This window comes from Pseudomonas sp. 32_A (assembly GCF_017490905.1).
In the GTDB taxonomy this organism is placed as follows: Bacteria; Pseudomonadota; Gammaproteobacteria; order Pseudomonadales; family Pseudomonadaceae; genus Aquipseudomonas; species Aquipseudomonas inefficax.
This window is the reverse complement of sequence record NZ_JAFGYI010000004.1, coordinates 170,344-194,449: the sequence shown is the minus strand read 5'-3', so window position 1 is coordinate 194,449 and position 24,106 is coordinate 170,344. Positions and strand designations below refer to the sequence as shown.

The following is a 24,106-nucleotide window of genomic DNA, read 5'->3' as shown; positions in this document are numbered from 1 at the left end:
GCGTTAGCGGGTGATGATCAGCGGATGCCCACGCTCCGGGTGCGCCTGTACCAGCACATCGATCCCGTAAACCGCCTTCAACGCCGCCGGCGTCAGCACGGCTTCAGGTGCGGCAAAGGCATGGCAGTGCCCCTGCTCCAGCAGCAGGATACGGTCACAGTAGCGCGCCGCCAGGTTCAGGTCATGCAGGATCACCAGCACTGCAGCGCCACGCTCGGCAAAGCGGCGCACGGCCTCCAGGGTGGTGTGCTGGTGCAACGGGTCGAGCATCGAGGTTGGCTCGTCGAGCAGCAGTGTGGTGCCCGCCTCGCCCGGCCAAAGCTGCGCCAGCACCCGAGCCAGGTGCACCCTCTGCCGCTCGCCGCCAGACAACGCCAGGTAACTGCGCTCCACCAGGTGCCAGGCATCCGCCGCACGCAGGGCCGCTTCGACGATTTCTGCGTCGCGCCGCTGCCCGGTGCCATGGGGCATGCGCCCCATCCCCACCACTTCCTCGACCCGGAACGAGAACCCGAGGCTGGACACCTGCGGCAACACCGCCAGACGCCTGGCCCGTTCCTGTCCGGCCCAGTCGGCCAGTGGCCTGCCCTCTAACGTCACCTGCCCGCGATCGGGTACCAGTTCACCACACAGTACACCCAGCAGGCTGCTCTTGCCGGCACCGTTGGGGCCGAGCACGCCCACCACCTGCCCCGGGCTCAGTTGCAGATGAATGCCGTGCAGCACTTCGTTGCTGCCCCGCCGCAAGTACAGCCCCTCGGCTTGCAACATCAGCTGCGTCCTCGTATCAGCAGGAACAGGAAGAACGGCGCACCGATAAAAGCCGTGACGATGCCAATCGGCAGCTCTGCAGGCGCCAGCAGCAGCCGCGCCGCCAAATCGGCGAACAGCATCAGCACGCCGCCCGCCAACAAGGAAGCTGGCAGCACCACCCGGTGATCAGGCCCGGCCAGCAGGCGCACCAGGTGCGGCACCACCAGGCCGATGAAGCCGATCAGCCCCGCTGCCGCTACCGCCGCCCCCACACCCAGCGCCGTGCAGAACACCAGCTCGCGCTTGAGCCGCTCCACATCGATACCCAAGTGACGCGCTTCCGACTCGCCCAGCAGCATGGCATTCAACGCCTTGGCCCGACGTGGCAGCCACACCGCCACGCCCGCAGCCACCAGCAGCAACGGCCACAGCCGCTGGTAACTGGCACCATTGAGGCTGCCCAGGTTCCAGAAGGTCAGCGTGCGCAACGTGGCATCGTCGGCCAGGTAGGAGAACAGCCCCACGGCAGCACCGCCCAGCGCGGTCATGGCCACACCGGCCAGCAGCATCGTGGCGACGTTGGTCTGGCCATCGCGCCGGCCCAGGCGATATACCAGCGCAGTCACACCCAACCCGCCGATGAAGGCACACAGCGACAACAGGTAAGGGGCAAGCATATCCGGCAAACCGCCCAGCCAACTGCCGCCAACGATGGCCACTGCCGCGCCCACCGCCGCCCCGGCTGCAACCCCTACCAGCCCGGGGTCGGCCAGCGGGTTACGGAACAGCCCCTGCATGGCCACACCGGACAACGCCAGCACCGCGCCCACCGCCAGCCCCAGCAAGGTGCGCGGCAGGCGGATCTGGCCGAGGATCATCTCGGCCTGCTGCAGGCCATCAGCGGCAATGGGCAGCCCCAGCAGGCGCAGGCCGGCACGCAAGGTATCGAACAGGGGCAGGCTGACTGGCCCCAGGGCCAATGACAACCACACCGCCAACAGGCACAACAGGCTCAGGCAAACGAACAGCGTGCGTGGCTGGACCCGCTGCTTCATTGGGCGAGACTGGCCTTGGCAGCCGGGTAGAAGGTGGCTGCCAGCGACTGCAGGGTGGCCGGCAAGCGTGGCCCGAGCCCGCCGACCAGCAGTGTTGGGTCAAGCGATACCAGGCGCTTCTCGCGCACGGCGCGCGAGGCCGCCAGCGCAGGGTTTTCTTTCAGCAACGCCTGCAGGGCCTGCTCATCGGCCAGAGCGCGGTCGGAAAACACGATCACATCCGGGTCCAGAGCCGCCAGTGCTTCGCTGGAGAAATTCTTGTAGCCCTGATGTTCTGCCAGGTTGCGCCCGCCAGCCTGGCTCAGCAGCCAATCACCGGCGGTACCCTGCCCGGCGATCAGCGGCTTGGCGCCGGCATGCCCGACCAGCAGCAATACCCCTGGCGCCTTTTGCCCGGCCTGGGCCTGCCTGACCCTGGCTTGCATGGCATCGAGCTGCTGGTGGTAGCCCGACGCCAACACGGCGGCCTGCTGCTCTGCGCCCAACAATTGCCCCAGATGCTTGAGGTTTTCATCCACCGCCGCCAGCTCGGCCTTGCTGGAGAACAGTTCGACCCGCACGCCAGCCTTGCGGATTTGCGCCAGTACCGGTGGCGGCCCCATTTCCTCGGTGCCTACCAGCACATCCGGGCGCAGGCTGAGAATGCCTTCCGCAGACAGCTGCCGCTGGTAGCCGACACTGGGCAGTGACTTCAGCGATGGCGGATGCTGGCTGGTAGTGTCCACACCCACCAACCGCGCTTCACCACCCAGCGCGCTGATCCATTCGCTCAGTGCACCACCAGCGCTGACCCAACGCTGCGGCAGCTCGGCGGCCAGGGCCTGGGTGGAGAGCACAAGGCTCGCGCACAGGGCGAGCAAGGCGACGGGACGGCGCATCATCGGGTTCCTTCTGCAGACGGGCCGCGCGCCTTGTGGCGAGCGACGGAACTGCGCACCATAGGCAGCCGGGCGCAGCGAATGCGGGCAATTTGATAATTATTCGCATTGAAGCGTCAAGCCAACACTTGTTTCACGAGTCGTCCTTGCCATGCACTTCCTTTGTACCTCCCACGGTCTGGCCGAAGGCCAAAGCCGCGCCTTCAGCGTAGACGGCATCGAACTGTTCGGCGTGCGCCGCCAAGGCCGAGTGTATCTCTACCGCAACCATTGCCCGCACCGCGGCATCCCGTTGAACTGGGCGGAAGATGCATTTCTCGATGACAGCGCCAGCCTGATCCACTGCGCCCATCATGGCGCGCTGTTCCTGATCGAAAGCGGCGAATGCGTGGCCGGGCCGTGCGAGGGCGAACAACTGCAGGCCCTGGGCTGCCATGAGGACAGCCAGGGCATCTGGTTCAAGGGGTAAGCAGCACCGGCAGGCGGCGGTCGATGACGATACCTTCGGCGTCCAGGCGTGTGCCGTAGGCCAGCACCTCCACCCCTTCTGCCACCGCCGCGCGCAGGGCCTGGGCATAGGCCGCATCGATCTCCTCGGCCGGGCGCACCGCGTCGATACCGGTTAGGTTCACGCAATACAGCTGTACCGCCCGCACGCCCTGCCTGGCCAGCTTCGCCAGCTCGCGCAGGTGCTTGGCACCGCGCTGGGTCACCGCATCAGGGAAGGCCGCGACCGTGCTGCCTGGGTAGCCCAGGGTCACGCTCTTGACCTCGACATAGGCCGGGGCACCGTCGAACTCCAGGCGAAAGTCGATGCGGCTGCCTTCCTCGCCGTAGGCCACTTCACGCCTTAGAGCACTGAAGCCGGCCAGTTCGGCGATGATACCGGCACGCAGGGCCTCTTCGACCAGCGTATTGGCCCGCCCGGTGTTCACACAGGCCAGCCGTCCCTGCGGGGTTTCGCTGATTTCCCAGGTGCCCGGCAGCTTGCGCTTGGGGTCGTTGGAGCGGCTGAACCACACCTGCCCGCCTTCACGCATGCAGTTGAGCATGGAGCCGGTGTTCGGGCAGTGGATGGTCAGTTGTTCGCCGCCGGTCAGTTCGATATCCGCCAGAAAGCGTTTGTAGCGGCGCAGCAGGCGGCCTTGTTCGAGTGGGGGATGGAACTGCATCAGCCTTGCCAGCTCCGCAGGCCGCGGGCAATCCGCTGCACCGCCTCTTCCAGGCGTGGCAGGCTCTGGGTGTAGGCAAAGCGCACATGGTGGCCGGCCAGGTGACGGCCGAAGTCCAGCCCCGGGGTGAAGGCCAGGTGTTCGATCTCCAGGAAGTGCCGGCAGAAGGCGAACGCGTCACCGCCAAAGGCACTGATGTCGGCATACAGGTAGAACGCCCCCTGCGGCTCGACGGCAATGCGAAAGCCCAGTTCGCGCAGGGCGGGCAACAGGTAGTCGCGGCGGCGGGCGAACTCGGCGCGGCGCTCCTCGAAAATGGCCAGGGTTTCGGGCTGGAAACACGCCAGCGCGGCATGCTGGGCCATGCTTGGCGCACTGATGTACAGGTTCTGTGCCAGCTTCTCCAGGTCGGCCACGGCGCCAGGTGGGGCGACCAGCCAGCCAAGGCGCCAGCCGGTCATGCCGAAATACTTGGAAAAACTATTCAGCACGAATGCCGAGTCGTCCACTTCCAGCACGCTGGGCGCGTCCATGCCATAGGTCAGCCCGTGGTAGATCTCGTCCACCACCAGGTGGCCATGCCGTTCGCGGGTGGCGCGGGACAGGCCGGCCAGCTCGTCACGACCCAGCACGGTGCCCGTCGGGTTGGCCGGCGAGGCGACCAGGGCACCGACCGTGTCCTTGTCCCAGTAGCGGTCGACAAGGTCGGCGGTCAGCTGGTAATTCACCTCCGGGCCCACCGGCACCAGTTGCGCCCCGCCCTCGACCAGGCGCAGGAAATGGCGGTTGCACGGGTAGCCCGGGTCGGCCAGCAGCCAGTGCTTGCCTGGGTCGACCAGCAGGCTGCTGGCCAGCAGCAGCGCACCGGAGCCGCCCGGAGTGATGAGAATGCGCTCAGGGTCGATACTCAGCCCATAACGCTGGCCGTAGAAACCGGCAATGGCTTCGCGCAGCGCCGGCAGGCCGCGCGCGGCGGTGTAGCGGGTGTGCCCGGCGGCCAGTGCTGCCTGGCCGGCGGCAACGATGGGCGCGGCCGTGGTGAAGTCCGGCTCGCCGATTTCCAGGTGGATCACGTCGTGTCCGGCCGCCTGCAACTCGTTGGCCCGGGCCAGCAGCGCCATGACGTGGAAGGGTTCGATGGCGCGGCTGCGCGCACTGTAGGTGTGGGCCATGACCTTCTCTCAATTGGGTCTAAACTGGAGATTCTACCTCTGCACGCCACCGAACGTGCGGCTCGCGCCGTTGTCAATTACCAGGATCGGGCGGGGTAGCGCACCCCCGATCTATCTGGTAAGTTCGGCGGCTCGCAGTCGCAGGGCCGGCGGGTGCCGGAGATGGAGCAGCCTGCGCATTGGATCAGATGAGTGAGAGGCGGTCTATTCATGTCCACCGTAGAAAAGCAAAAAGCCCAGACCATGTACGGTGTCGAGCCCTACGTAGAAACCAAGGGTGAAGAGTACATGGGCGAGCCCATGAAAAAGCACTTCACCAAGCTTCTCGGCGCCTGGAAGCAAGAGCTGATGAACAGTGTCGACCGCACTGTGGACCACATGAAGGACGAGGCAGCCAACTTCCCCGACCCGGCCGACCGCGCCAGCCAGGAAGAAGAATTCGCCCTGGAGCTGCGCAACCGCGATCGCGAGCGCAAGCTGATCAAGAAAATCGACAAGACCCTCGACAAGATCAAGGCCGACGAATACGGCTGGTGCGAATCGTGCGGCATCGAGATCGGTCTGCGTCGCCTGGAGGCTCGTCCTACCGCCGACCTGTGCTTCGACTGCAAGGAAATCGCCGAGAAAAAGGAAAAGACAGTCGGCAAAGGCTGATCTTTCTTTCCACCTGAACGGGGCGCATCATGCGCCCCGTTTCATTTATATGCCCAGCCTGAACATGACCGACTCAAGCTACATCGGGCGTTTCGCCCCCACCCCCAGCGGCTTCCTGCACTTCGGCTCGCTGGTCGCCGCCCTCGCCTCCTGGCTCGATGCCCGCGCGGTGAACGGCCGCTGGCTGCTGCGCATGGAAGACACCGACCCGCCTCGGGAAATGCCCGGTGCTCGCGATGCCATCCTGCAGACCCTGGAGCGCTACGGCCTGGAGTGGGACGGCGAAGTGGTGTTCCAGAGCCAGCGGCACGATGCCTATGCCGCGGTCGTCGACCGCCTGTTCAACCTGGGCCTGGCCTACGCCTGCACCTGCTCGCGCAAGCAGCTTGAGGGTTACCACGGCATTTACCCGGGCCTTTGCCGCAATGCCGGGCATGCGCGTGAAGGTGCTGCAATCCGCCTGCGCGTGCCGGAACTGATCTACCGCTTTACCGACCGGGTGCAAGGCGAGTTCCAGCAGCACCTGGGGCGTGAAGTAGGCGACTTCGTCATTCAGCGTCGCGACGGGCTGTATGCCTACCAGCTGGCGGTGGTACTGGACGATGCCTGGCAAGGTGTTACCGACATCGTGCGTGGCGCCGACCTGCTCGACAACACCCCGCGCCAGCTGTACCTGCAAGAGTTGCTGGGCTTTTCGCAGCCGCGCTACCTGCATATCCCGTTGATCGTGCAGCCGGACGGGCACAAGTTGGGCAAGTCGTACCGCTCGCCGCCGTTGCAGGCGGACCAGGCGACACCGCTGTTGCTGCGGGCGCTGCGGGCGTTGGGGCAGGAGGCAGACCCCGAGTTGCTGCTGGCAACGCCGGCTGAGGTGCTGGCTGTAGCTCGCAAGCAGTGGAAGCCCGAGGCGATTGCACAGCGGACCACGGTGCCAGAGGCTGATTTGCGCTGAGGCAGGCCCGGCCCCTTCGCGGGTAAACCCGCTCCCACAGGGTCCTAACCAAACCTGAGGAAAGCGCATTACCTGTGGGAGCGGGTTCACCCGCGAAGAGGCCGGCACAGGCAACCCACCCCGCAAAAACAAAAGCCCAATAAATTCAACCTCTTGGCGAACACCATGGATTCCCGCTAGCATCCCCCCAGCCATTTGCGCCAATAATAAGTCCAAGCCCGCAGCGCCCAACCATCGAGGCCAGCATGTACATCTATCGTTTGGTCCTGCTTCTGGTCGTGGGGATCTACCTGTTCTCCCCGGCCATCATGGACTGGTGGATCGAACCGACCGGAGCCTGGTATCGCCCTTACCTGCTCTGGCTGATCCTGATCGTCGTCACCTTCATCCTGCAGAGCCAACGAGATGCCGATGAGCTTTAGCCTGACCCAGATGATCCTGATCAGCGCCGCGTACCTCATGGTGCTGTTCGGCGTGGCCTGGATCAGCGAGCGGGGGTTGATCCCGCGCTCGATCATTCGCCACCCGCTCACCTACACCCTGTCGCTGGGCGTGTACGCCAGTGCCTGGGCCTTCTATGGCTCGGTGGGCCTGGCCTACCAGTACGGCTACGGCTTCCTTGCCTGTTATCTGGGGGTGTCCGGCGCGTTCCTGCTGGCGCCGGTGCTGCTCTACCCGATCCTCAAGATTACCCGCACCTACCAGCTGTCATCGCTGGCGGACCTGCTGGCATTCCGCTTCCGCAGTACCTGGGCCGGCGCGCTGACCACCATTTTCATGCTGATTGGCGTGCTGCCCTTGCTGGCCCTGCAGATCCAGGCCGTGGCCGACTCGATAAGCATCCTCACCGGTGAGCCGGTCAAGGCGCGGGTTGCCTTCGCCTTCTGTACGCTGATCATCCTGTTCACCATCTTCTTCGGCTCGCGGCACATCGCCACACGCGAAAAGCACGAAGGGCTGGTGTTCGCCATCGCCTTCGAGTCGGTGATAAAGCTGCTTGCCCTGGGCGGTATCGGCCTGTACGCCCTGTATGGCGTGTTCGGCGGCCCGCACGAGCTGGAAGTGTGGCTGCTGCAGAACCAGACCGCCCTGGCCGCTCTGCATACGCCACTGCAGGAAGGCCCATGGCGCACCCTGCTGCTGGTGTTCTTCGCCTCGGCCATCGTCATGCCGCACATGTACCACATGGCCTTCACCGAAAACCTCAACCCGCGCTCGCTGGTCAGCGCCAGCTGGGGCCTGCCGCTGTTCCTGCTGCTGATGAGCCTGGCCGTGCCGCTGGTGCTGTGGGCCGGCCTGCGCCTGGGCGCCACCACCAACCCTGAGTACTTCACCCTGGGCCTGGGGCTTGCCGCCAACAACCAGGCACTGGCGCTGTTGGCCTACATCGGCGGCTTGTCGGCCGCCAGCGGGCTGATCATCGTCACCACCCTGGCGCTGTCGGGCATGGCCCTGAACCACCTGGTGCTGCCGCTGTACCAGCCGCCGGCCGAAGGCAACATCTACCGCTGGCTGAAGTGGACCCGCCGCGCGCTGATCGTCGCCATCATCACCGCCGGGTTCATGTTCTACCTGACCCAGAACAACCACCAGAGCCTGGCCAACCTTGGCATCGTCGCCTTCGTCGCCACATTGCAGTTCCTGCCGGGCGTGCTGTCGGTTCTGTACTGGCCAACTGCGAACCGCCGTGGCTTCATCGCCGGCTTGCTGGCGGGCACCCTGGTGTGGATGGTGACCATGCTGCTGCCACTGCTGGGCAACCTGCAGGGCTTCTACATCCCGCTGCTGGACATGATCTACGTGCTGGACGACACCAGCTGGCACATGGCGGCCATCGCCTCGCTGGCGGCCAACGTGCTGTTGTTCACCCTGATCTCGCTATTCACCAACGCCAGTACCGAAGAAGTAAGCGCCGCCGAAGCCTGCGCGGTGGACAACGTGCGCCGCCCGCAACGCCGCGAGCTGCACGCCGCCTCGCCACAGGAGTTCGCCACCCAGCTGGCCAAGCCGCTGGGCGCCAAGGCTGCACAGAAGGAAGTGGAACAGGCCCTGCGTGACCTCTACCTGCCTTTCGACGAGCGCCGCCCCTACGCCTTGCGTCGGCTGCGCGACCGCATCGAGGCCAACCTGTCCGGCCTGATGGGGCCGAGCGTGGCCCAGGACATGGTCGAGACCTTCCTGCCGTACAAGTCCGGTAACGAAAACTACGTGACCGAGGACATCCACTTCATCGAAAGCCGCCTGGAAGACTACCACTCGCGCCTGACTGGCCTGGCCGCCGAGCTCGACGCCCTGCGCCGCTACCACCGCCAGACCCTGCAGGAACTGCCCATGGGCGTCTGCTCGCTGGCCAAGGACCAGGAAATCCTGATGTGGAACAAGGCCATGGAGGAGCTCACCGGCATCGCCGCCAAGCACGTGGTCGGCTCACGCCTGGTTACCATCAGCGAACCTTGGCGCGGCCTGCTGCAAGGTTTCATCAATGTGCCCGACGAGCACCTGCACAAGCAGCGCCTGGCGCTGGACGGCCAGCCGCGCTGGCTGAACCTGCACAAGGCGGCCATCGACGAGCCGCTGGCCCCGGGTAACAGCGGCCTGGTGTTGCTGGTAGAGGACCTTACCGAAACCCAGGCGCTGGAAGACAAGCTGGTGCACTCCGAACGCCTGGCCAGCATCGGCCGCCTGGCCGCCGGGGTGGCCCACGAGATCGGCAACCCGATCACCGGCATCGCCTGCCTGGCGCAGAACCTGCGCGAGGAGCGTGAGGGCGATGGCGAAATCATCGAGCTGTCCAGCCAGATTCTCGAACAGACCAAGCGGGTATCACGTATCGTCCAGTCGCTGATGAGCTTCGCCCATGCCGGCGGCAGCCACCAGAACAGCGAAGAGCCGGTATGCCTGGCCGAAGTGGCGCAGGATGCCATCGGTCTGCTGGCGTTGAACCGGCGCAATTTCGAAGTACAGTTCTTCAACCTCTGCGACCCGGAGCACTGGGCCGAAGGGGACCCGCAGCGCCTGGCCCAGGTGCTGATCAACCTGCTCTCCAACGCCCGCGACGCCTCACCGCCCGGTAGCGCCGTACGCGTGCGCAGCGAAGTCAGCGAACACACCGTCGACCTGATCGTCGAGGATGAGGGCAGCGGGATCCCGAAGAGCATCATGGACCGCCTGTTCGAACCCTTCTTCACCACCAAGGACCCGGGCGAAGGAACCGGACTGGGGCTCGCTCTGGTCTATTCCATCGTGGAAGAGCATTATGGGCAAATCACCATCGACAGCCCGGCCGATATCGAACGGCAACGTGGCACCCGGATCCGCGTGACCCTGCCCCGGCATGTCGTAGCGACGTCCCCTGAAATTCGAGACCGTCGAGAGAATTGAATCAATGCCGCACATTCTGATCGTCGAAGACGAAACCATCATCCGCTCGGCCTTGCGTCGCCTGCTCGAACGGAACCAGTACCAGGTCAGCGAAGCCGGCTCGGTGCAGGAAGCCCAGGAACGCTTCAGCATTGCCACCTTCGACCTGATCGTCAGCGACCTGCGCCTGCCAGGCGCGCCCGGCACCGAACTGATCAAGCTCGGCCAAGGCACCCCGGTGCTGATCATGACCAGCTACGCCAGCCTGCGCTCGGCAGTAGACTCGATGAAAATGGGCGCGGTGGACTACATCGCCAAGCCATTCGACCATGACGAGATGCTGCAAGCGGTGGCGCGTATCCTGCGTGACCGCCAGAACGCCCCGGCTGCTGCTCCAGCGGCCGAGCCACGGGCCACCAACGGCAAGGCCGCCCCGGCCGACAAAGGCAGCGCGGCAGCCGCCAATGGCGAAATCGGCATCATCGGCTCGTGCCCGCCGATGCAGGATATGTACAGCAAGATCCGCAAGGTCGCGCCCACCGACTCCAACGTGCTGATCCAGGGCGAGTCGGGCACCGGTAAAGAGCTGGTTGCACGCGCTCTGCACAACCTGTCGCGCCGGGCCAAGGCGCCGATGATTTCGGTGAACTGCGCGGCCATCCCCGAGACACTGATCGAGTCCGAACTGTTCGGCCACGAGAAAGGCGCGTTCACCGGCGCCAGCGCCGGGCGCGCCGGCCTGGTGGAAGCTGCCGATGGCGGCACCCTGTTCCTCGACGAAATCGGCGAACTGCCGCTGGAAGCCCAGGCCCGCCTGTTGCGCGTGCTGCAGGAAGGCGAGATTCGCCGGGTGGGTTCGGTACAGTCGCAAAAGGTCGATGTACGCCTGATCGCCGCGACCCACCGTGACCTGAAGAACCTGGCCAAGGCCGGCCAGTTCCGTGAAGACCTGTATTACCGCCTGCATGTGATCGCCCTGAAACTGCCTGCCCTGCGCGAGCGCGGCAGCGACGTCAACGAGATCGCCAGCGCCTTCCTCGCCCGCCAGAGCGCGCGCATCGGCCGCGACGACCTGCACTTCTCGGCCGAAGCCGAGCAAGCCATCCGTCACTACAGCTGGCCGGGTAACGTGCGCGAACTGGAAAACGCCGTGGAGCGGGCAGTGATCCTCAGCGAGAGCGCAGAAATTTCCGCCGACCTGCTGGGCATCGACATCGAGCTGAGTGACCTGGAGGATGATGAAATCCTCGACAACGCCTTGGTCGTGGCCAGTGCGACGAATGCCAGCCATGAGCCGACAGAGGACCTGTCGCTGGAGGACTACTTCCAGCACTTCGTGCTCGAACACCAGGACCACATGACCGAAACCGAGCTGGCTCGCAAGCTCGGGGTCAGCCGCAAGTGCCTGTGGGAACGTCGCCAGCGCCTGGGCATCCCGCGGCGCAAGAGCAACGCTACCAGCGAATAAGCGATCTGCCGGGGCGGGAGGTTCCTCCTGCCCCTTCTCTACACAGCCCCCCGGCCCTTTCGCGGGTAAACCCGCTCCCACAGGTATTACCCCCCTCGAGGGTGAAGTACCTGTGGGAGCGGGCGTGCCCGCGAAAGGGCCGGCAAAGCCAGCGCACACACCCCAGGTAACACATCAGCCCCCGCAAAAATCTGTTACCCAGGCTTTCCGCCGTAACAGTTCCCGAGGCGTACGGTAACGAAATTTCGACATTTTCGACCGCTGAAAAACTGCTCGCCCCCTCCAAGCCCTTGATTTTACTGGGTTTGCAAAAGTTGGCACGGCACCTGCTATATGTCTGGTACAAGAACAATAACAAGCACTGCAACTCAGAATAAGAACAAGACGAAACGGCTCACGCACAATAAAAACAAGACGGCGGAGGCGCAGCTAACTGATTCTTTTGGAGAGGATGCGTGTTTGGGGCTTGCCCCACAACCAGGCAGAGAACAATAAAAACTGCACTAAAAAGCAGCGCCTGAACTGGTTGGATCGACAGATCAACGTGACATCAGCGACCAAAGCAATCCGTTTGCTCTTAACCCCTGGCTTGGGGGTCGTCCACAAGCTTCGAGATTTGTGGACAGGGCACTCAACAAAAACAAGAAGCCCAGCAGAAAAACAATAAGAGCACGCAACGACTTCTTGGGGAGCTTAGGCTCCCCTTGTCGTTTCTACCCTTCCGGCAGGCATCCTGCTACCCGCCTACACCATTCCTTGAGTAAATGCTAGAATCCCCGCCCATCATGCGGCCATTCTCCTATTCTTGGCCGAACATTCCTTCAAACAGTGCATCCCATGCTGAAGAAGCTGTTCCAGTCGTTCCGCCCGCCCGTACCGGGCCCGCACCACAGGCGCACCACGCCTGAGGTGATCAACAAGAGCCAGCACTCGCTGCAACGCCACCAGTTCAGCCGCCATGCGGTGAACATCGTGGAACGTCTGCAGAGCGCCGGTTACCAGGCTTACCTGGTCGGTGGATGTGTCCGCGACCTGATGCTGGGCATCACGCCGAAAGACTTCGACGTCGCCACCAGCGCCACCCCCGAACAGGTCCGCGCCGAGTTCCGCAACGCGCGCATCATTGGCCGCCGCTTCAAGCTGGTCCACGTGCATTTCGGCCGTGAGATCATCGAGGTCGCCACCTTCCGCGCCCACCACTCGGAAGACGACCAGGGCGACAGCCACCGTTCGTCGCACAATGCCAGTGGCCGCATCCTGCGTGACAACGTGTACGGCACCCTGGAAGAAGACGCGCAACGTCGCGACTTCACCATCAACGCCCTGTACTACGACCCGGTCAGCGAGCGCATCCTCGACTACGCCAACGGCGTGCACGATATCCGCAACCGCCTGCTGCGCCTGATCGGTGACCCTACCCACCGCTATCAGGAAGACCCGGTGCGCATGCTGCGCGCGGTGCGCTTCGCCGCCAAGCTCGATTTCGGCATCGAAAAGCACACCGTCCAGCCGATCCGCGAGCTGGCCCCGATGCTGCGCGAGATTCCGCCAGCGCGCCTGTTCGAAGAGAGCCTCAAGCTGTTCCTCTCCGGCCAGGGCGCCATGGTCTTCGAAATGCTGGTCGACCTGCAGCTGTTCGAGCCGCTGTTCCCGGCCAGTTCGCATGCCCTGGACGAGCGCCCGACTTATACCCACACGCTGATCAGCCAGGCGCTGAACAACACCGACCTGCGCGTGAAGCAAGGCAAACCGGTAACCCCGGCCTTCCTCTTCGCCGCGCTGCTGTGGCCAGCCCTGCCCGCCCGCGTGCTGCACCTGCAGAACCAGGGCGTGCCGCCGATCCCCGCCATGAACGGTGCGGCCCACGACCTGATCGCCGAGCAATGCGCACGCATCGCCATCCCCAAGCGCTTCACCCTGCCGATCCGCGAGATCTGGGACATGCAGGAGCGCCTGCCACGCCGCAGCGGCAAGCGCGCCGACATGCTGCTGGACAACCCGCGCTTCCGCGCCGGCTACGACTTCCTGCTGCTGCGGGAAAGCGCCGGCGAAGAAACCGACGACCTTGGCCAATGGTGGACCGACTACCAGGATGCCAACGACAGCGAGCGCCGCGAAATGATCCGCGAACTGGGCAGCCGTGACGAAGGCACCGGCGCCGGCCCGCGCAAACGCAAGCGCAGCGGTGGCAAACGCAAGCGCAGTGGCGACGAGGCGTTCGAGTGAACACCCGCGCCTATATCGGCCTGGGCAGCAACCTGGACGCACCTGCCGAACAGTTGCGCAGCGCCTTGCACGCCCTCGACCAAGTCGAGGCCACGCGCCTGGTGGCGGCCTCGGCGCTATATACCAGCGATTCGCTGCTGCCCGGCCAGCCGCGCTACACCAACGCCGTCGCAGCCCTGGACACCGCCCTGGCGCCGCTGGCCCTGCTCGATGCCCTGCAGGCCATCGAGAACGAACAGGGCCGCGTGCGCAAGGAGCGCTGGGGCCCGCGCACACTGGACCTGGACATCCTGCTGTTCGGCGACCAGGTGCTCGACGAGCCACGCCTGAAAGTGCCGCATTACCACATGCATGCCCGGCCTTTCGTGCTGTACCCGCTGGCAGAACTGGTACCGGGCGATTTCCGCCTGGCCGATGGTCGCGCCCTCGCGCAACTGCTCGCCGACTGCCCGTTCGTCGGCCTGGAACGCCTGTAAACCGGGCGTTCCAGCCTTGCGCACTGGCGCGGTAACGCCAGTAACACCCTGATCGTAACAATGCGGTAACAGGGTCATTGACTTCCCCCACCTCGCTCACGACTATAGGCGTCCCGTGTGGCACCAAAGTGCCGCATACCCGTATTTAGGCCCGGACGGACCTGTGCCCGAACATCACGCGCGATGATGTGCCGCTCCGGAAGATGACTACACGCGTTGAATGCAGTCGTTTCTTACAGCGCCTGAACGAGGAATTTCCTACATGCCTGAAGTAACCCTGACCACCCTCAATGGCCTCAAGGCCAAGGGTGAAAAAATCACCATGCTGACCTGCTACGACGCGACCTTCGCCAAGGCCGCCAGCCAGGCCGGTGTCGAAGTGTTGCTGGTGGGCGACTCGCTGGGCATGGTCCTGCAAGGCCACGACAGCACACTGCCGGTAACCACCGCGGACATGGCTTACCATACGGCCAGCGTCAAACGTGGCAACGACGGCGCGCTGATCCTCGCCGACCTGCCGTTCATGGCGCATGCCACCCCGGAGCAGGCCTTCGCCAACAGCGCCACACTGATGCAGGCCGGCGCCCACATGATCAAGATCGAAGGCGCTGCCTGGCTGGCCGAGACCATCCGCCTGCTGGCCGAGCGTGGTGTGCCGGTATGCGCGCACATGGGCCTGACCCCGCAAACTGTCAACGTGCTGGGCGGCTACAAGGTCCAGGGCCGCCAGGAAGCCCAGGCCCGGCAGATGCGCGCCGACGCCATCACCCTGGAACAGGCCGGTGCGGCAATGCTGCTGCTCGAGTGCGTGCCCAGCGAACTGGCCGCGGAAATCACCAATGCCGTGGGCATCCCGGTGATCGGTATTGGGGCGGGAAGTGCTACCGACGGCCAAGTTCTGGTGCTGCATGACATGCTCGGGCTGTCGTTGAGCGGTCGGGTACCGAAGTTCGTGAAGAACTTCATGGCTGGCCAACCAGACATCCAGAGCGCCCTCACCGCCTACGTCCAGGCAGTCAAGGCAGTCACTTTCCCGGCGAGTGAACACGGATTCAACGCATGAACACAGTCAAGACCGTCCGCGAACTGCGCGCCGCAGTCGCCCGAGCCCGCGGTGAAGGCAAGCGCATCGGCTTCGTGCCGACCATGGGCAACCTGCACAGCGGCCATGCCGCCCTGGTGACCAAGGCTACGCAGCGCGCCGATTTCGTGGTCGCCAGCATCTTCGTCAACCCGCTGCAGTTCGGCGTCAACGAAGACCTCGACAAGTACCCGCGCACCCTGGTCGCCGACCAGGAGCGCCTGCTCCAGGCAGGCTGCAATCTGCTGTTCGCGCCCAGCGTCGAAGAGATGTACCCCGACGGCATGAACGTGCAAACCCGGGTCAGCGTACCCCATCTTTCCGAAGGCCTGTGCGGCGCCAGCCGGCCCGGGCATTTCGAAGGCGTGGCCACCGTGGTCAACAAGCTGTTCAACATGGTCCAGCCTGACCTTGCCGTGTTCGGCGAAAAGGACTTCCAGCAGCTGGCGGTAATTCGCGCCATGGTGCGCGACCTGAACATGCCAATCCAGATCATCGGCGAACCCACCGTGCGGGCCGAGGATGGCCTGGCGCTGTCGTCGCGCAATGGTTACCTCACGCCTGAGCAACGTGCTGCGGCGCCAGCGTTGTATCGCACGCTGCAGCATATCGCTGCTGGCATCGGCCGTGGCCAACGGGACTTTGCCGCGCTGGTTGCCGAAGGCCAGGCGCAGTTGACCGCCGCTGGTTTCCGCCCGGATTACCTGGAAGTGCGTCATGCCGTGAGCCTGCGCCCGGCAGTGATCGATGATCGAGACCTGGTGGTTTTAGCGGCGGCTTACCTGGGTAACACACGGTTGATCGACAACCTGTACCTGCATGTGGAAGAGAAGACCGCGTAATGGCCGGGGCTGCTTTGCAGCCCATTCGCAGCACAAGGCTGCTCCTACAGAGGAATACTATCTCCTGCAGGAGCAGCCTTGTGCTGCGAATGGGGCGCAAAGCGCCCCCCAAAATCCCCGCCATACCCATTCCCTGCAAGTGGCCTTTGCCTATAATGGTGCCAGCCTGAACCCGGCAATGAGTGCCGTGTCCAAGGTCTCACCACGCACCAAGGGAACCCCGCGCAATGGCGTATTACCGTACACCCCACGATGTCACGGCCCTGCCCGCCTGGCAGGCGCTCCAGCAACACCGCGACGCCATGCAAGGCTTCAGCATGCGCGAAGCGTTCGCCGCCGATGCCAAGCGCTTCGACCAGTTCTCCCTGAGCTCCTGTGGCCTGTTCCTCGACTATTCGAAAAACCTGATCACTGAACAAAGCCGCGACCTGCTGGTGAACCTGGCCAACGAAGTGGGCTTGCAGGACGCCATCAAGTCGATGTTCGCCGGCGAAATCATCAACGCCTCCGAAGGCCGCCCGGTGCTGCACACCGCCCTGCGCCGGCCGGTAGGCGACAAGCTCAGCGTCAACGGCGTGAACGTCATGCCGGAAGTACACAAGGTGCTCAACCAGATCACCGAACTGGTCGGCCGTATCCACGACGGACTGTGGCGCGGCTACAGCGAAAAACCGATCACCGATGTGGTCAACATCGGTATCGGTGGCTCGTTCCTCGGCCCCGAGCTGGTCTCCGAGGCGCTGCTGCCCTATGCCCAGCGCGGTGTGCGCTGCCACTACCTGGCGAACATCGACGGCAGTGAGTTCCACGAGCTGTCAGCCAACCTGCGCGCCGAAACCACGCTGTTCATCGTCTCGTCGAAATCGTTCAACACCCTCGAGACCCTGAAGAATGCCATGGCCGCGCGTACCTGGTACCTGGCCCAAGGCGGCTCGGAAGCCGAGCTGTACCGCCACTTCATCGCCGTTTCCAGCAACAAGGCCGCCGCCGTGGCCTTCGGCATCCGCGAAGAAAACATCTTCCCGATGTGGGACTGGGTAGGCGGGCGTTACTCGCTGTGGTCGGCCATCGGCCTGCCGATCGCCCTGGCCATCGGTACCGCCAACTTCAAGGAACTGCTGTCCGGCGCCTACACCATGGACCAGCACTTCCAGACCGCGCCGTTCGAAAAGAACATGCCGGTGCTGCTGGCCCTGCTGGGCGTGTGGTACGGCAACTTCTGGGGCGCCAGCAGCCACGCGATCCTGCCGTACGACCACTACCTGCGCAACATTACCAAGCACCTGCAACAGCTGGACATGGAGTCCAACGGCAAGAGCGTGCTGCAGGACGGCACCCCGGTGAAAACCGACACCGGCCCGGTGATCTGGGGCGGCGTCGGCTGCAACGGCCAGCATGCCTACCACCAGCTACTGCACCAGGGCACCCAGCTGATTCCGGCCGACTTCATCGTGCCGGTGGTGAGCTTCAACCCGGTGGCTGACCATCATCAGTGGCTGTACGCCAACTGCCTGTCGCAGAGCCAGGCGCTGATGCTGGGCAAAACCCGCGAAGAAGCCGAAGCAGAGCTGCGTGGGAAAGGCCTGAACGAAGCGGACATCGAGAAGCTGGCACCGCACAAGGTGATCCCGGGCAACCGCCCGAGCAACACCCTGGTGGTGGAGCGCATCAGCCCGCGCCGCCTGGGCGCGCTGGTGGCGATGTACGAGCACAAGGTCTTCGTACAGAGCGTGATCTGGGGCATCAACGCCTTCGACCAGTGGGGCGTGGAGCTGGGCAAGGAGCTGGGCAAGGGCGTTTACCAACGCCTGGTCGGCAGCCTGGAAGACAGCGCCGAAGACGGCTCCACCCAAGGCCTGATCAACTACTTCCGCGGCCGTCACCGCGGGTAACCTGAAACCTGCACCAGCCTCTTCGCGGGTAAACCCGCTCCCACAGGGATCGCACAGTTCTTGAGAGCTGTACAGTACCTGTGGGAGCGGGTTTACCCGCGAAGGGGCCGGTACAGGTTGAACACCTCTCCCAGCTACACTGTCCTATCGAATAGCCGTTGCAGTCCATCGCCCCTTACAAGAGCAGGACCACCCGCCATGTTCGATATCCGCAACTACCCCCAGGCCCTGGCCGTCAGCCAGTCCGCCGCCCTCACCCCCGACGAGTACCGCCGCCTCTACCGCCAGTCGGTGGATGACCCCGACACCTTCTGGGCCGAACAGGCCAAGCGCCTGGACTGGATCAAGCCTTGGTCGAGCGTGCAGCAATGCGACCTGAAGACCGGCAACGCCCGCTGGTTCGACGGCGCCCAGCTCAACGTCAGCTACAACTGCATCGACCGCCACCTGGCCCGACGCGGCGAACAGACCGCCCTGCTGTGGGAAGGCGATGACCCCAAGGACTCCAAGGCCATCTCCTACCGCGAACTGCACCGTCAGGTCTGCCGCCTGGCCAATGCACTGAAAGCACGCGGGGTGAAGAAAGGCGACCGGGTGTGCATCTACATGCCGATGATCCCCGAGGCCGCCTTCGCCATGCTCGCCTGCACCCGCATCGGTGCCATCCACTCAGTGGTGTTCGGCGGCTTCTCGCCCGATGCCCTGCGCGACCGTATCCTAGATGCCGACTGCCGTACGGTGATCACCGCCGATGAAGGCGTGCGCGGCGGCAAATGTATCCCGCTGAAACAGAACGTCGACAAGGCCCTGGCCAGTTGCCCCGCGGTCAGCAGCGTATTCGTGGTGCGCCGCACCGGCGGCGATGTCGCCTGGGCCGAAGGCCGTGACCTCTGGTACCACGAGGCAACGGAAAAGGCCGGCGACGACTGCGCCCCCGAGCCGATGGGCGCCGAAGACCCGCTGTTCATCCTCTATACCTCCGGCAGCACAGGCAAACCCAAAGGAGTGCTGCACACCACCGGCGGATACCTGCTACAGGCCACCCTCACTTTCAAGGTGGTGTTCGACTACCGAGAAGGCGAGGTGTTCTGGTGCACCGCCGATGTCGGCTGGGTCACCGGCCACAGCTACATCGTCTATGGCCCTCTGGCCAACGGCGCGATCTCGCTGATGTTCGAAGGTGTGCCCAACTACCCGGACACCTCGCGCTTCTGGCAAGTGGTGGACAAACACCAGGTGAACATCTTCTACACCGCCCCAACCGCCCTGCGGGCGCTGATGCGCGAGGGCTCCGCGCCGCTGCAGAGCACTTCACGCCAGAGCCTGCGCCTGCTGGGCAGCGTCGGCGAGCCGATCAACCCCGAAGCCTGGGAGTGGTATTTCGAGGAAGTAGGGCAAAAGCGCTGCCCCATCGTCGATACCTGGTGGCAGACCGAAACCGGCGGCATCATGCTCACCCCGCTGCCCGGCTCGCAGTCGCTCAAGCCCGGCTGTGCTACCCAGCCCATGTTCGGCGTGCAACCCGTGCTGCTGGACGAAAAGGGCAAGCTCATCGAAGGCCCCGGCGCCGGCCTGCTGGCGATCAAGGCCAGTTGGCCAGGGCAGATCCGCAGCGTCTACGGCGACCATCAGCGCATGGTCGACACCTATTTCAAACCGATGCCCGGCTATTACTTCACCGGCGACGGCGCCCGCCGCGACGCCGATGGCGACTACTGGATCACCGGGCGTATCGACGACGTGATCAACGTTTCCGGCCACCGCATCGGTACCGCCGAAGTGGAAAGCGCGCTGGTACTGCATGACAGTGTCGCCGAAGCGGCGGTGGTCGGTTACCCCCACGACCTCAAGGGCCAAGGCGTTTACGCCTTCGTCACGCCCATGAATGGCGTAACGCCGGACGACGCGCTCAAAGCCGAGTTGCTGGCCCTGGTCAGCAAGGAAATCGGCAGTTTCGCCAAGCCCGAGCTGATCCAGTGGGCCCCGGCATTGCCCAAGACACGCTCAGGCAAGATCATGCGGCGTATACTGCGCAAGATCGCCTGCAACGAGCTGGACAACCTGGGCGATACCTCGACCCTGGCCGACCCCAGCGTGGTGCAGGGCCTGATCGACAAACGCCTCAACCAGTAACCGGCGGCTGCTGTTCATGGCCGCCCTGAACCACAGGTCGCCATGGAAGCCCTTCGCCGCCGCATCGAAACCCAGGTCATGAGCCTTACCGGGCTGGCCCTCGGCCAGCTCGACCTGGAGTCGCCCAAGGGCGACCCGGGCCTGTTCGGCCCGCACAGCATCAGCTGGCGGGTACATGGCGACTTCCCGAGCATGCTGGTCGGCGGCATCAGTGCCCTCATGCTGCAGTTGCTGCACCCGCTGGCCCTGGCCGGGGTGTGGGACCATTCCAACTTCCGTGAAGACTTGCTCGGCCGCCTGCGCCGTACCAGCCAATTCATCTCCGGCACCACCTTCGGCGCCACCCGCGATGCCGAGTGGCTGATCGACAAGGTGCGCACCATCCACCTGCAGGTGACCGGCACCGCGCCGGATGGCCGCCCGTATGCGGCCAGCGACCCGGACCTGCTGACCTGGGTGCATGTGGCGGAAGTCAGCAGCTTCCTCGCCGCCCACCTGCGTTACCGCAACCCGCAGCTTGCGCGCGCCGAGCAGGATGCCTACTACGCAGAAATCGCATTGATTGCCGAGCGCCTTGGCGCCCGCGACGTGCCGCGCTCATGCCAGCAGGTCGAGGACTTCCTCCAGCGCATGCGCCCACAGTTGCACTGCGACGCACGCAGCCATGAGGTGGTCGGCATCCTGCTCGATGCCCCCGCTCCCAGCCGCCTGGCACAGCCGGTGGGCAAGCTGATGCTGCATGCCGGTATCGACCTGCTGCCGGGCTGGGCCCAGGCCATGCTTGGGCTACAGCACGGCCCGTTGCAGCGGCGCATGATCCGCCTGGGCCTGCAACGCACCGCGCCAGTACTGCGCTGGGCGATGCGTGACGGCTCGGCGCACCGTGCCAAACGGCGCATGGGCATCGAATGAAGTCGAATGGTCGCCTCAGCGGAACTGATTTAACGTGCCATACTCCAAGCTCTCCTGCTTAGACAGACGAAGCGACACATGTACAAAGGATTGACTCGCGCCGCTGGCGCACTGCTGGCCTTGGTAGCCCTCTACAGCCTTCTCGGCTTTCTCGTTCTTCCCGGTGTCGCGCTGCGCATCGCCAATCAGCAGTTGGCCCAGTACGCAACCGTACCTGCCCACCTCGAACGGATCGAGCTCAACCCCTTCAGCCTCGAGCTGACGCTGTGGGGCCTGCAGATCGGCGAGCCGGGCAAGGAGCAGGTCGGCTTCGATCGGCTTTACGCCAACCTCTCGCTCGACAGCCTGTGGAGCGGCGCCTTGCACCTGGACGCTGTGGAACTGGTCAAGCCACGCAACGAAGTGCTGTTCGCCAAGGACGGTACTCTCAACCTGACCCGCCTGTTCAAGCTGCCAGCCAGCGAAGCCAAGCCTGACGAGCCGCCCAGCGACCCGTTCCCGCTACGCATCGGCAGCATCAAGCTCAGCGACGGCTACCTGCACTTCGAGGACCTGCGCCCGAGCGAGCCGATCGAGTTCCTCTACGACAACATGAACCTGGAGTTGAAGAACCTCAGCACACTGCCCAACGACAATGCCGACATGGCCCTGGTGGCCATCGGCCCCAACGGCGGGCGCATCGACTGGAAAGGCACGCTGAGCCTGGCGCCGATCGCCTCTGAAGGCACACTGAAAATCACCGAAGGGAGGATGAAGGCATTCTGGCCCTATGTGCGCGATGCGGTGCCACTGGTACTGGAAGACGGCGTGGTCAGCCTCGACACTCATTACAAGCTCAACCTCGCCAAGCAGACCGAGCTATTGCTGGACAACGCGTCGGTGCGCATTGCACCGTTCGCCATCAAGGCCCCGGATGGCCGCCCGCTGGCACGCCTGGCCAGCCTGGAAGTGAGCGAAACCTCGGTCGACCTGGTCAAGCAGCTGGTCACCATGGGCAAGATCCGCAGCGAAAAACTGGAAACCTGGGCCGCGCTGGAAAAGGACGGCCAACTCGACTGGCAGAAGCTGTTCGCCAGCCAGCCGGCCAAGGCCACGCCGAAGGAAAAGGCCGAACCAGCCACCGCCGAGCCCACGCCAGAACAGCAAGCCGTCAAGGAGCCGAGCAAACCTTGGCAGGTACTGCTCAAGGATGTGCAGCTGCGTAACTACCTGGTGCACCTGGCAGACCGTACCCAGAAGGAGCCAGTGGCCCTCGATGTCGGCCCGCTCAATGCCGACCTGCAAGGTTTCGACAGCCTCAACAAGTCGCCCTTCACCCTCAAGCTCGATACTGGCGTGGGCAAGCAAGGCAAACTGCAGGCTGCCGGCCAGGTCAACCTGGCGCCCATCTGGGCCAAGCTGGACGTAAGCAGCCGCGACATCGACCTGCGGGTGGCCCAGGCCTATATCAGCCCGTTCATCCTGCTGGAGCTGCGCAGCGGCATGCTCGCCAGCGATCTCAAGGTCGATCTGAAGAACACCGCACCGCTGGCCTTCAGCGTCACCGGCAAGGCCCAGGTCAGCCAGCTGCACACCCTCGACACCATCAAGAGCCGCGACTTCGTCAAATGGCAGCAGGTGAACGTCGACGGCCTGTCCTACGTTCACGGCGATGCGCTGTCGATCGACAAGGTGACACTGCTGCAACCCTATGCACGCTTCATCATCAACGAAGACCGCACCACCAACATCAATGACCTGCTGATCCCGCAGCCGGCCGACGCCCCGGCGAGCAGCCAGGCGAAGCCGACCGCGGCCAGCAATGACAAGCCGCTGGGTATCCACATCGGCCAGATCGACATCAACGACGGCTCGGCCAACTTCGCCGACCTGTCCCTCACACCCAACTTCGCCACCGCCATCCAGCAGCTCAACGGCCGGGTCGGCACCATCGACAACCGCAAGCCGGTGCCGGCCAAGGTCGACGTCAAGGGCAAGGTCGACCGCTATGCGCCGGTCACCATCAAAGGCGCCCTGAACCCGTTCAATCCGCTGGCCAGCCTGGATATCGCCACCAGCTTCAAGCGGGTCGAGCTGACCACGCTCACCCCCTACTCTGGCAAGTTCGCCGGCTTCCGTATCCGCAAGGGCCGGCTCAACCTCGACCTGCACTACCTGATCACCAATGGCCAGCTGAAGGCCGAGAACAAGGTAGTGGTAGAGCAGTTGCAGTTGGGCGAGAAGGTCGACAGCCCGGACGCAGTAGACCTGCCGATCCGCCTGGCGGTGGCGCTGCTGAAGGATACCGAAGGCAAGATCTCGATCGAGCTGCCGGTGTCGGGCGACCTCAACAACCCGCAGTTCAGCGTGATGCCGATCGTCTGGCAAACCCTGCGCAATCTGGTGTTGCGTGCGGCGCAGGCACCGTTCAAGTTCATTGGCGGGCTGGTTGCCGGCGGTGGCTCGGAAGACCTGGGCAATGTGTCCTTCGCCCCGGGCTCCAGCGAGCTCAATGGCGACGCCCAGGCATCGCTGGACAAGCTGGCGTCGGCCTTGAAGGAACGCCCGGAACTGCGCCTGGAAATCGAAGGCACCAGCGCCCAGGCCAGCGACGGCCCATTGATCGCCCAGCAGCGCCTGGAGCGTGAGTACCAGGCCACCTGGTACAAGATCCTGCAGCGTCGCGGCGACAAAGTACCGGCCAATGCGTCGATGCTGGTGGTCGACGACAGCGACAAACCGGCGATGCTCGAAGGCATCTACCGTAACCGCCTGAAACAGCAACCGCCTGCCGAGTGGGAGCAACTGGGCCGCGACGAGCGCACCGCCAAGCTGCGCGAGGCGGTGATCAAGTCCTGGGCCGAAAGTACCGCGCTGCTGCGTACACTTGGCCAGGAGCGGGCCAGCAGCATCAAGGATTACCTGGTCGACAAGGGCCAGCTGGAAGATGACCGGGTGTACTTCATCGATACCAGCCTGGGCCAGGCCGAGAGCGATGGGCGGGTGGTGACGCCGATGCATCTGGATGCTGAGTAACTTCTACTAGCAGGTCTGGCCCCTTCGCGGGCTTGCCCGCTCCCACAGGGATCGCGCACTGCTCA

General features: G+C 64.4%; 19 protein-coding genes. 14 read left to right on the top strand and 5 right to left on the bottom strand.

Annotated features, from left to right (window positions below):
- Positions 1 to 3: 3 nt before the first annotated feature.
- Genes J5M58_RS04490 through J5M58_RS04480 form a run of 3 tightly spaced genes read right to left on the bottom strand, consistent with a single transcriptional unit; the run spans position 4 to position 2,689 of the window.
- Positions 4 to 771 carry a heme ABC transporter ATP-binding protein gene (locus tag J5M58_RS04490; protein ID WP_112250055.1) on the bottom strand — a complete coding sequence of 256 codons (768 nt, stop codon included), beginning with the start codon at positions 769 to 771 and terminating at the stop codon, positions 4 to 6.
- Positions 771 to 1,754 carry an iron ABC transporter permease gene (locus J5M58_RS04485; RefSeq protein ID WP_207877315.1) on the bottom strand — a complete coding sequence of 328 codons (984 nt, stop codon included), beginning with the start codon at positions 1,752 to 1,754 and terminating at the stop codon, positions 771 to 773. The genes J5M58_RS04490 and J5M58_RS04485 overlap by 1 nt, the downstream gene beginning before the upstream one ends.
- A 50-nt stretch (positions 1,755 to 1,804) precedes the next feature.
- Positions 1,805 to 2,689 carry an ABC transporter substrate-binding protein gene (locus tag J5M58_RS04480; RefSeq protein ID WP_207877299.1) on the bottom strand — a complete coding sequence of 295 codons (885 nt, stop codon included), beginning with the start codon at positions 2,687 to 2,689 and terminating at the stop codon, positions 1,805 to 1,807.
- A 148-nt stretch (positions 2,690 to 2,837) separates the two neighbouring features.
- On the opposite strand from J5M58_RS04480, the gene J5M58_RS04475 reads away from it, so the two are divergent.
- Positions 2,838 to 3,155, top strand: coding sequence for a Rieske (2Fe-2S) protein (locus J5M58_RS04475; protein ID WP_207877297.1), 318 nt, complete (start codon positions 2,838 to 2,840; stop codon positions 3,153 to 3,155).
- On the opposite strand, the gene sfsA is transcribed toward J5M58_RS04475, so the two are convergent.
- Positions 3,145 to 3,858, bottom strand: a complete 714-nt coding sequence (gene sfsA / locus J5M58_RS04470; RefSeq protein ID WP_133975520.1) for a DNA/RNA nuclease SfsA — start codon at positions 3,856 to 3,858, stop codon at positions 3,145 to 3,147. The genes J5M58_RS04475 and sfsA overlap by 11 nt on opposite strands.
- Positions 3,858 to 5,030 carry a pyridoxal phosphate-dependent aminotransferase gene (locus J5M58_RS04465; protein WP_207877295.1) on the bottom strand — a complete coding sequence of 391 codons (1,173 nt, stop codon included), beginning with the start codon at positions 5,028 to 5,030 and terminating at the stop codon, positions 3,858 to 3,860. The genes sfsA and J5M58_RS04465 overlap by 1 nt, the downstream gene beginning before the upstream one ends.
- Positions 5,031 to 5,240: 210 nt before the next feature.
- Between J5M58_RS04465 and dksA the strand changes: the two genes are divergently transcribed.
- The 13 genes from dksA to J5M58_RS04400 all read left to right on the top strand — a co-directional run bounded on the left by dksA (position 5,241) and on the right by J5M58_RS04400 (position 24,041).
- Entirely contained in the window at positions 5,241 to 5,684 is a 444-nt protein-coding gene (dksA, locus tag J5M58_RS04460; RefSeq protein WP_025340685.1) for an RNA polymerase-binding protein DksA, read from the top strand.
- 64 nt (positions 5,685 to 5,748) lie between these two features.
- A complete protein-coding gene (gene gluQRS / locus J5M58_RS04455) occupies positions 5,749 to 6,636 on the top strand; it encodes a tRNA glutamyl-Q(34) synthetase GluQRS (protein ID WP_207877293.1) in 888 nt (295 codons plus the stop codon).
- A 245-nt stretch (positions 6,637 to 6,881) separates the two neighbouring features.
- Positions 6,882 to 7,058, top strand: a complete 177-nt coding sequence (locus tag J5M58_RS04450; RefSeq protein ID WP_003250005.1) for a hypothetical protein — start codon at positions 6,882 to 6,884, stop codon at positions 7,056 to 7,058.
- A complete protein-coding gene (locus J5M58_RS04445) occupies positions 7,042 to 10,017 on the top strand; it encodes a sensor histidine kinase (protein ID WP_181457301.1) in 2,976 nt (991 codons plus the stop codon). Before J5M58_RS04450 ends, J5M58_RS04445 begins: the two co-directional genes overlap by 17 nt.
- A gap of 4 nt (positions 10,018 to 10,021) precedes the next feature.
- Entirely contained in the window at positions 10,022 to 11,464 is a 1,443-nt protein-coding gene (locus tag J5M58_RS04440; RefSeq protein ID WP_112250041.1) for a sigma-54 dependent transcriptional regulator, read from the top strand.
- Positions 11,465 to 12,301: 837 nt separating this feature from the next.
- The gene (locus J5M58_RS04435) at positions 12,302 to 13,690 is read left to right on the top strand and encodes a polynucleotide adenylyltransferase PcnB (protein ID WP_112250039.1); all 1,389 of its coding nucleotides are present in this window, start codon (positions 12,302 to 12,304) and stop codon (positions 13,688 to 13,690) included.
- Positions 13,687 to 14,166 (top strand): 2-amino-4-hydroxy-6-hydroxymethyldihydropteridine diphosphokinase, encoded by a 480-nt coding sequence (gene folK / locus J5M58_RS04430; RefSeq protein WP_112250037.1) that lies wholly within the window; start codon positions 13,687 to 13,689, stop codon positions 14,164 to 14,166. The genes J5M58_RS04435 and folK overlap by 4 nt, the downstream gene beginning before the upstream one ends.
- 262 nt (positions 14,167 to 14,428) lie before the next feature.
- A complete protein-coding gene (gene panB, locus J5M58_RS04425; protein WP_112250035.1) occupies positions 14,429 to 15,229 on the top strand; it encodes a 3-methyl-2-oxobutanoate hydroxymethyltransferase in 801 nt (266 codons plus the stop codon).
- On the top strand, positions 15,226 to 16,089 hold the full coding sequence (panC, locus tag J5M58_RS04420; protein WP_112250033.1) for a pantoate--beta-alanine ligase: 864 nt from the start codon (positions 15,226 to 15,228) through the stop codon (positions 16,087 to 16,089). Before panB ends, panC begins: the two co-directional genes overlap by 4 nt.
- 227 nt (positions 16,090 to 16,316) lie before the next feature.
- Positions 16,317 to 17,981 (top strand): glucose-6-phosphate isomerase, encoded by a 1,665-nt coding sequence (pgi, locus tag J5M58_RS04415; RefSeq protein WP_112250031.1) that lies wholly within the window; start codon positions 16,317 to 16,319, stop codon positions 17,979 to 17,981.
- Between the two features lie 198 nt (positions 17,982 to 18,179).
- Positions 18,180 to 20,114 (top strand): acetate--CoA ligase, encoded by a 1,935-nt coding sequence (gene acs, locus J5M58_RS04410; protein WP_207877291.1) that lies wholly within the window; start codon positions 18,180 to 18,182, stop codon positions 20,112 to 20,114.
- Positions 20,115 to 20,156: 42 nt separating this feature from the next.
- Positions 20,157 to 21,026, top strand: coding sequence for an oxygenase MpaB family protein (locus J5M58_RS04405; RefSeq protein WP_112250027.1), 870 nt, complete (start codon positions 20,157 to 20,159; stop codon positions 21,024 to 21,026).
- A 78-nt stretch (positions 21,027 to 21,104) separates the two neighbouring features.
- Complete coding sequence (locus tag J5M58_RS04400; protein WP_207877290.1) at positions 21,105 to 24,041, top strand: DUF748 domain-containing protein; 2,937 nt, start codon at positions 21,105 to 21,107, stop codon at positions 24,039 to 24,041.
- Positions 24,042 to 24,106: the final 65 nt, after the last annotated feature.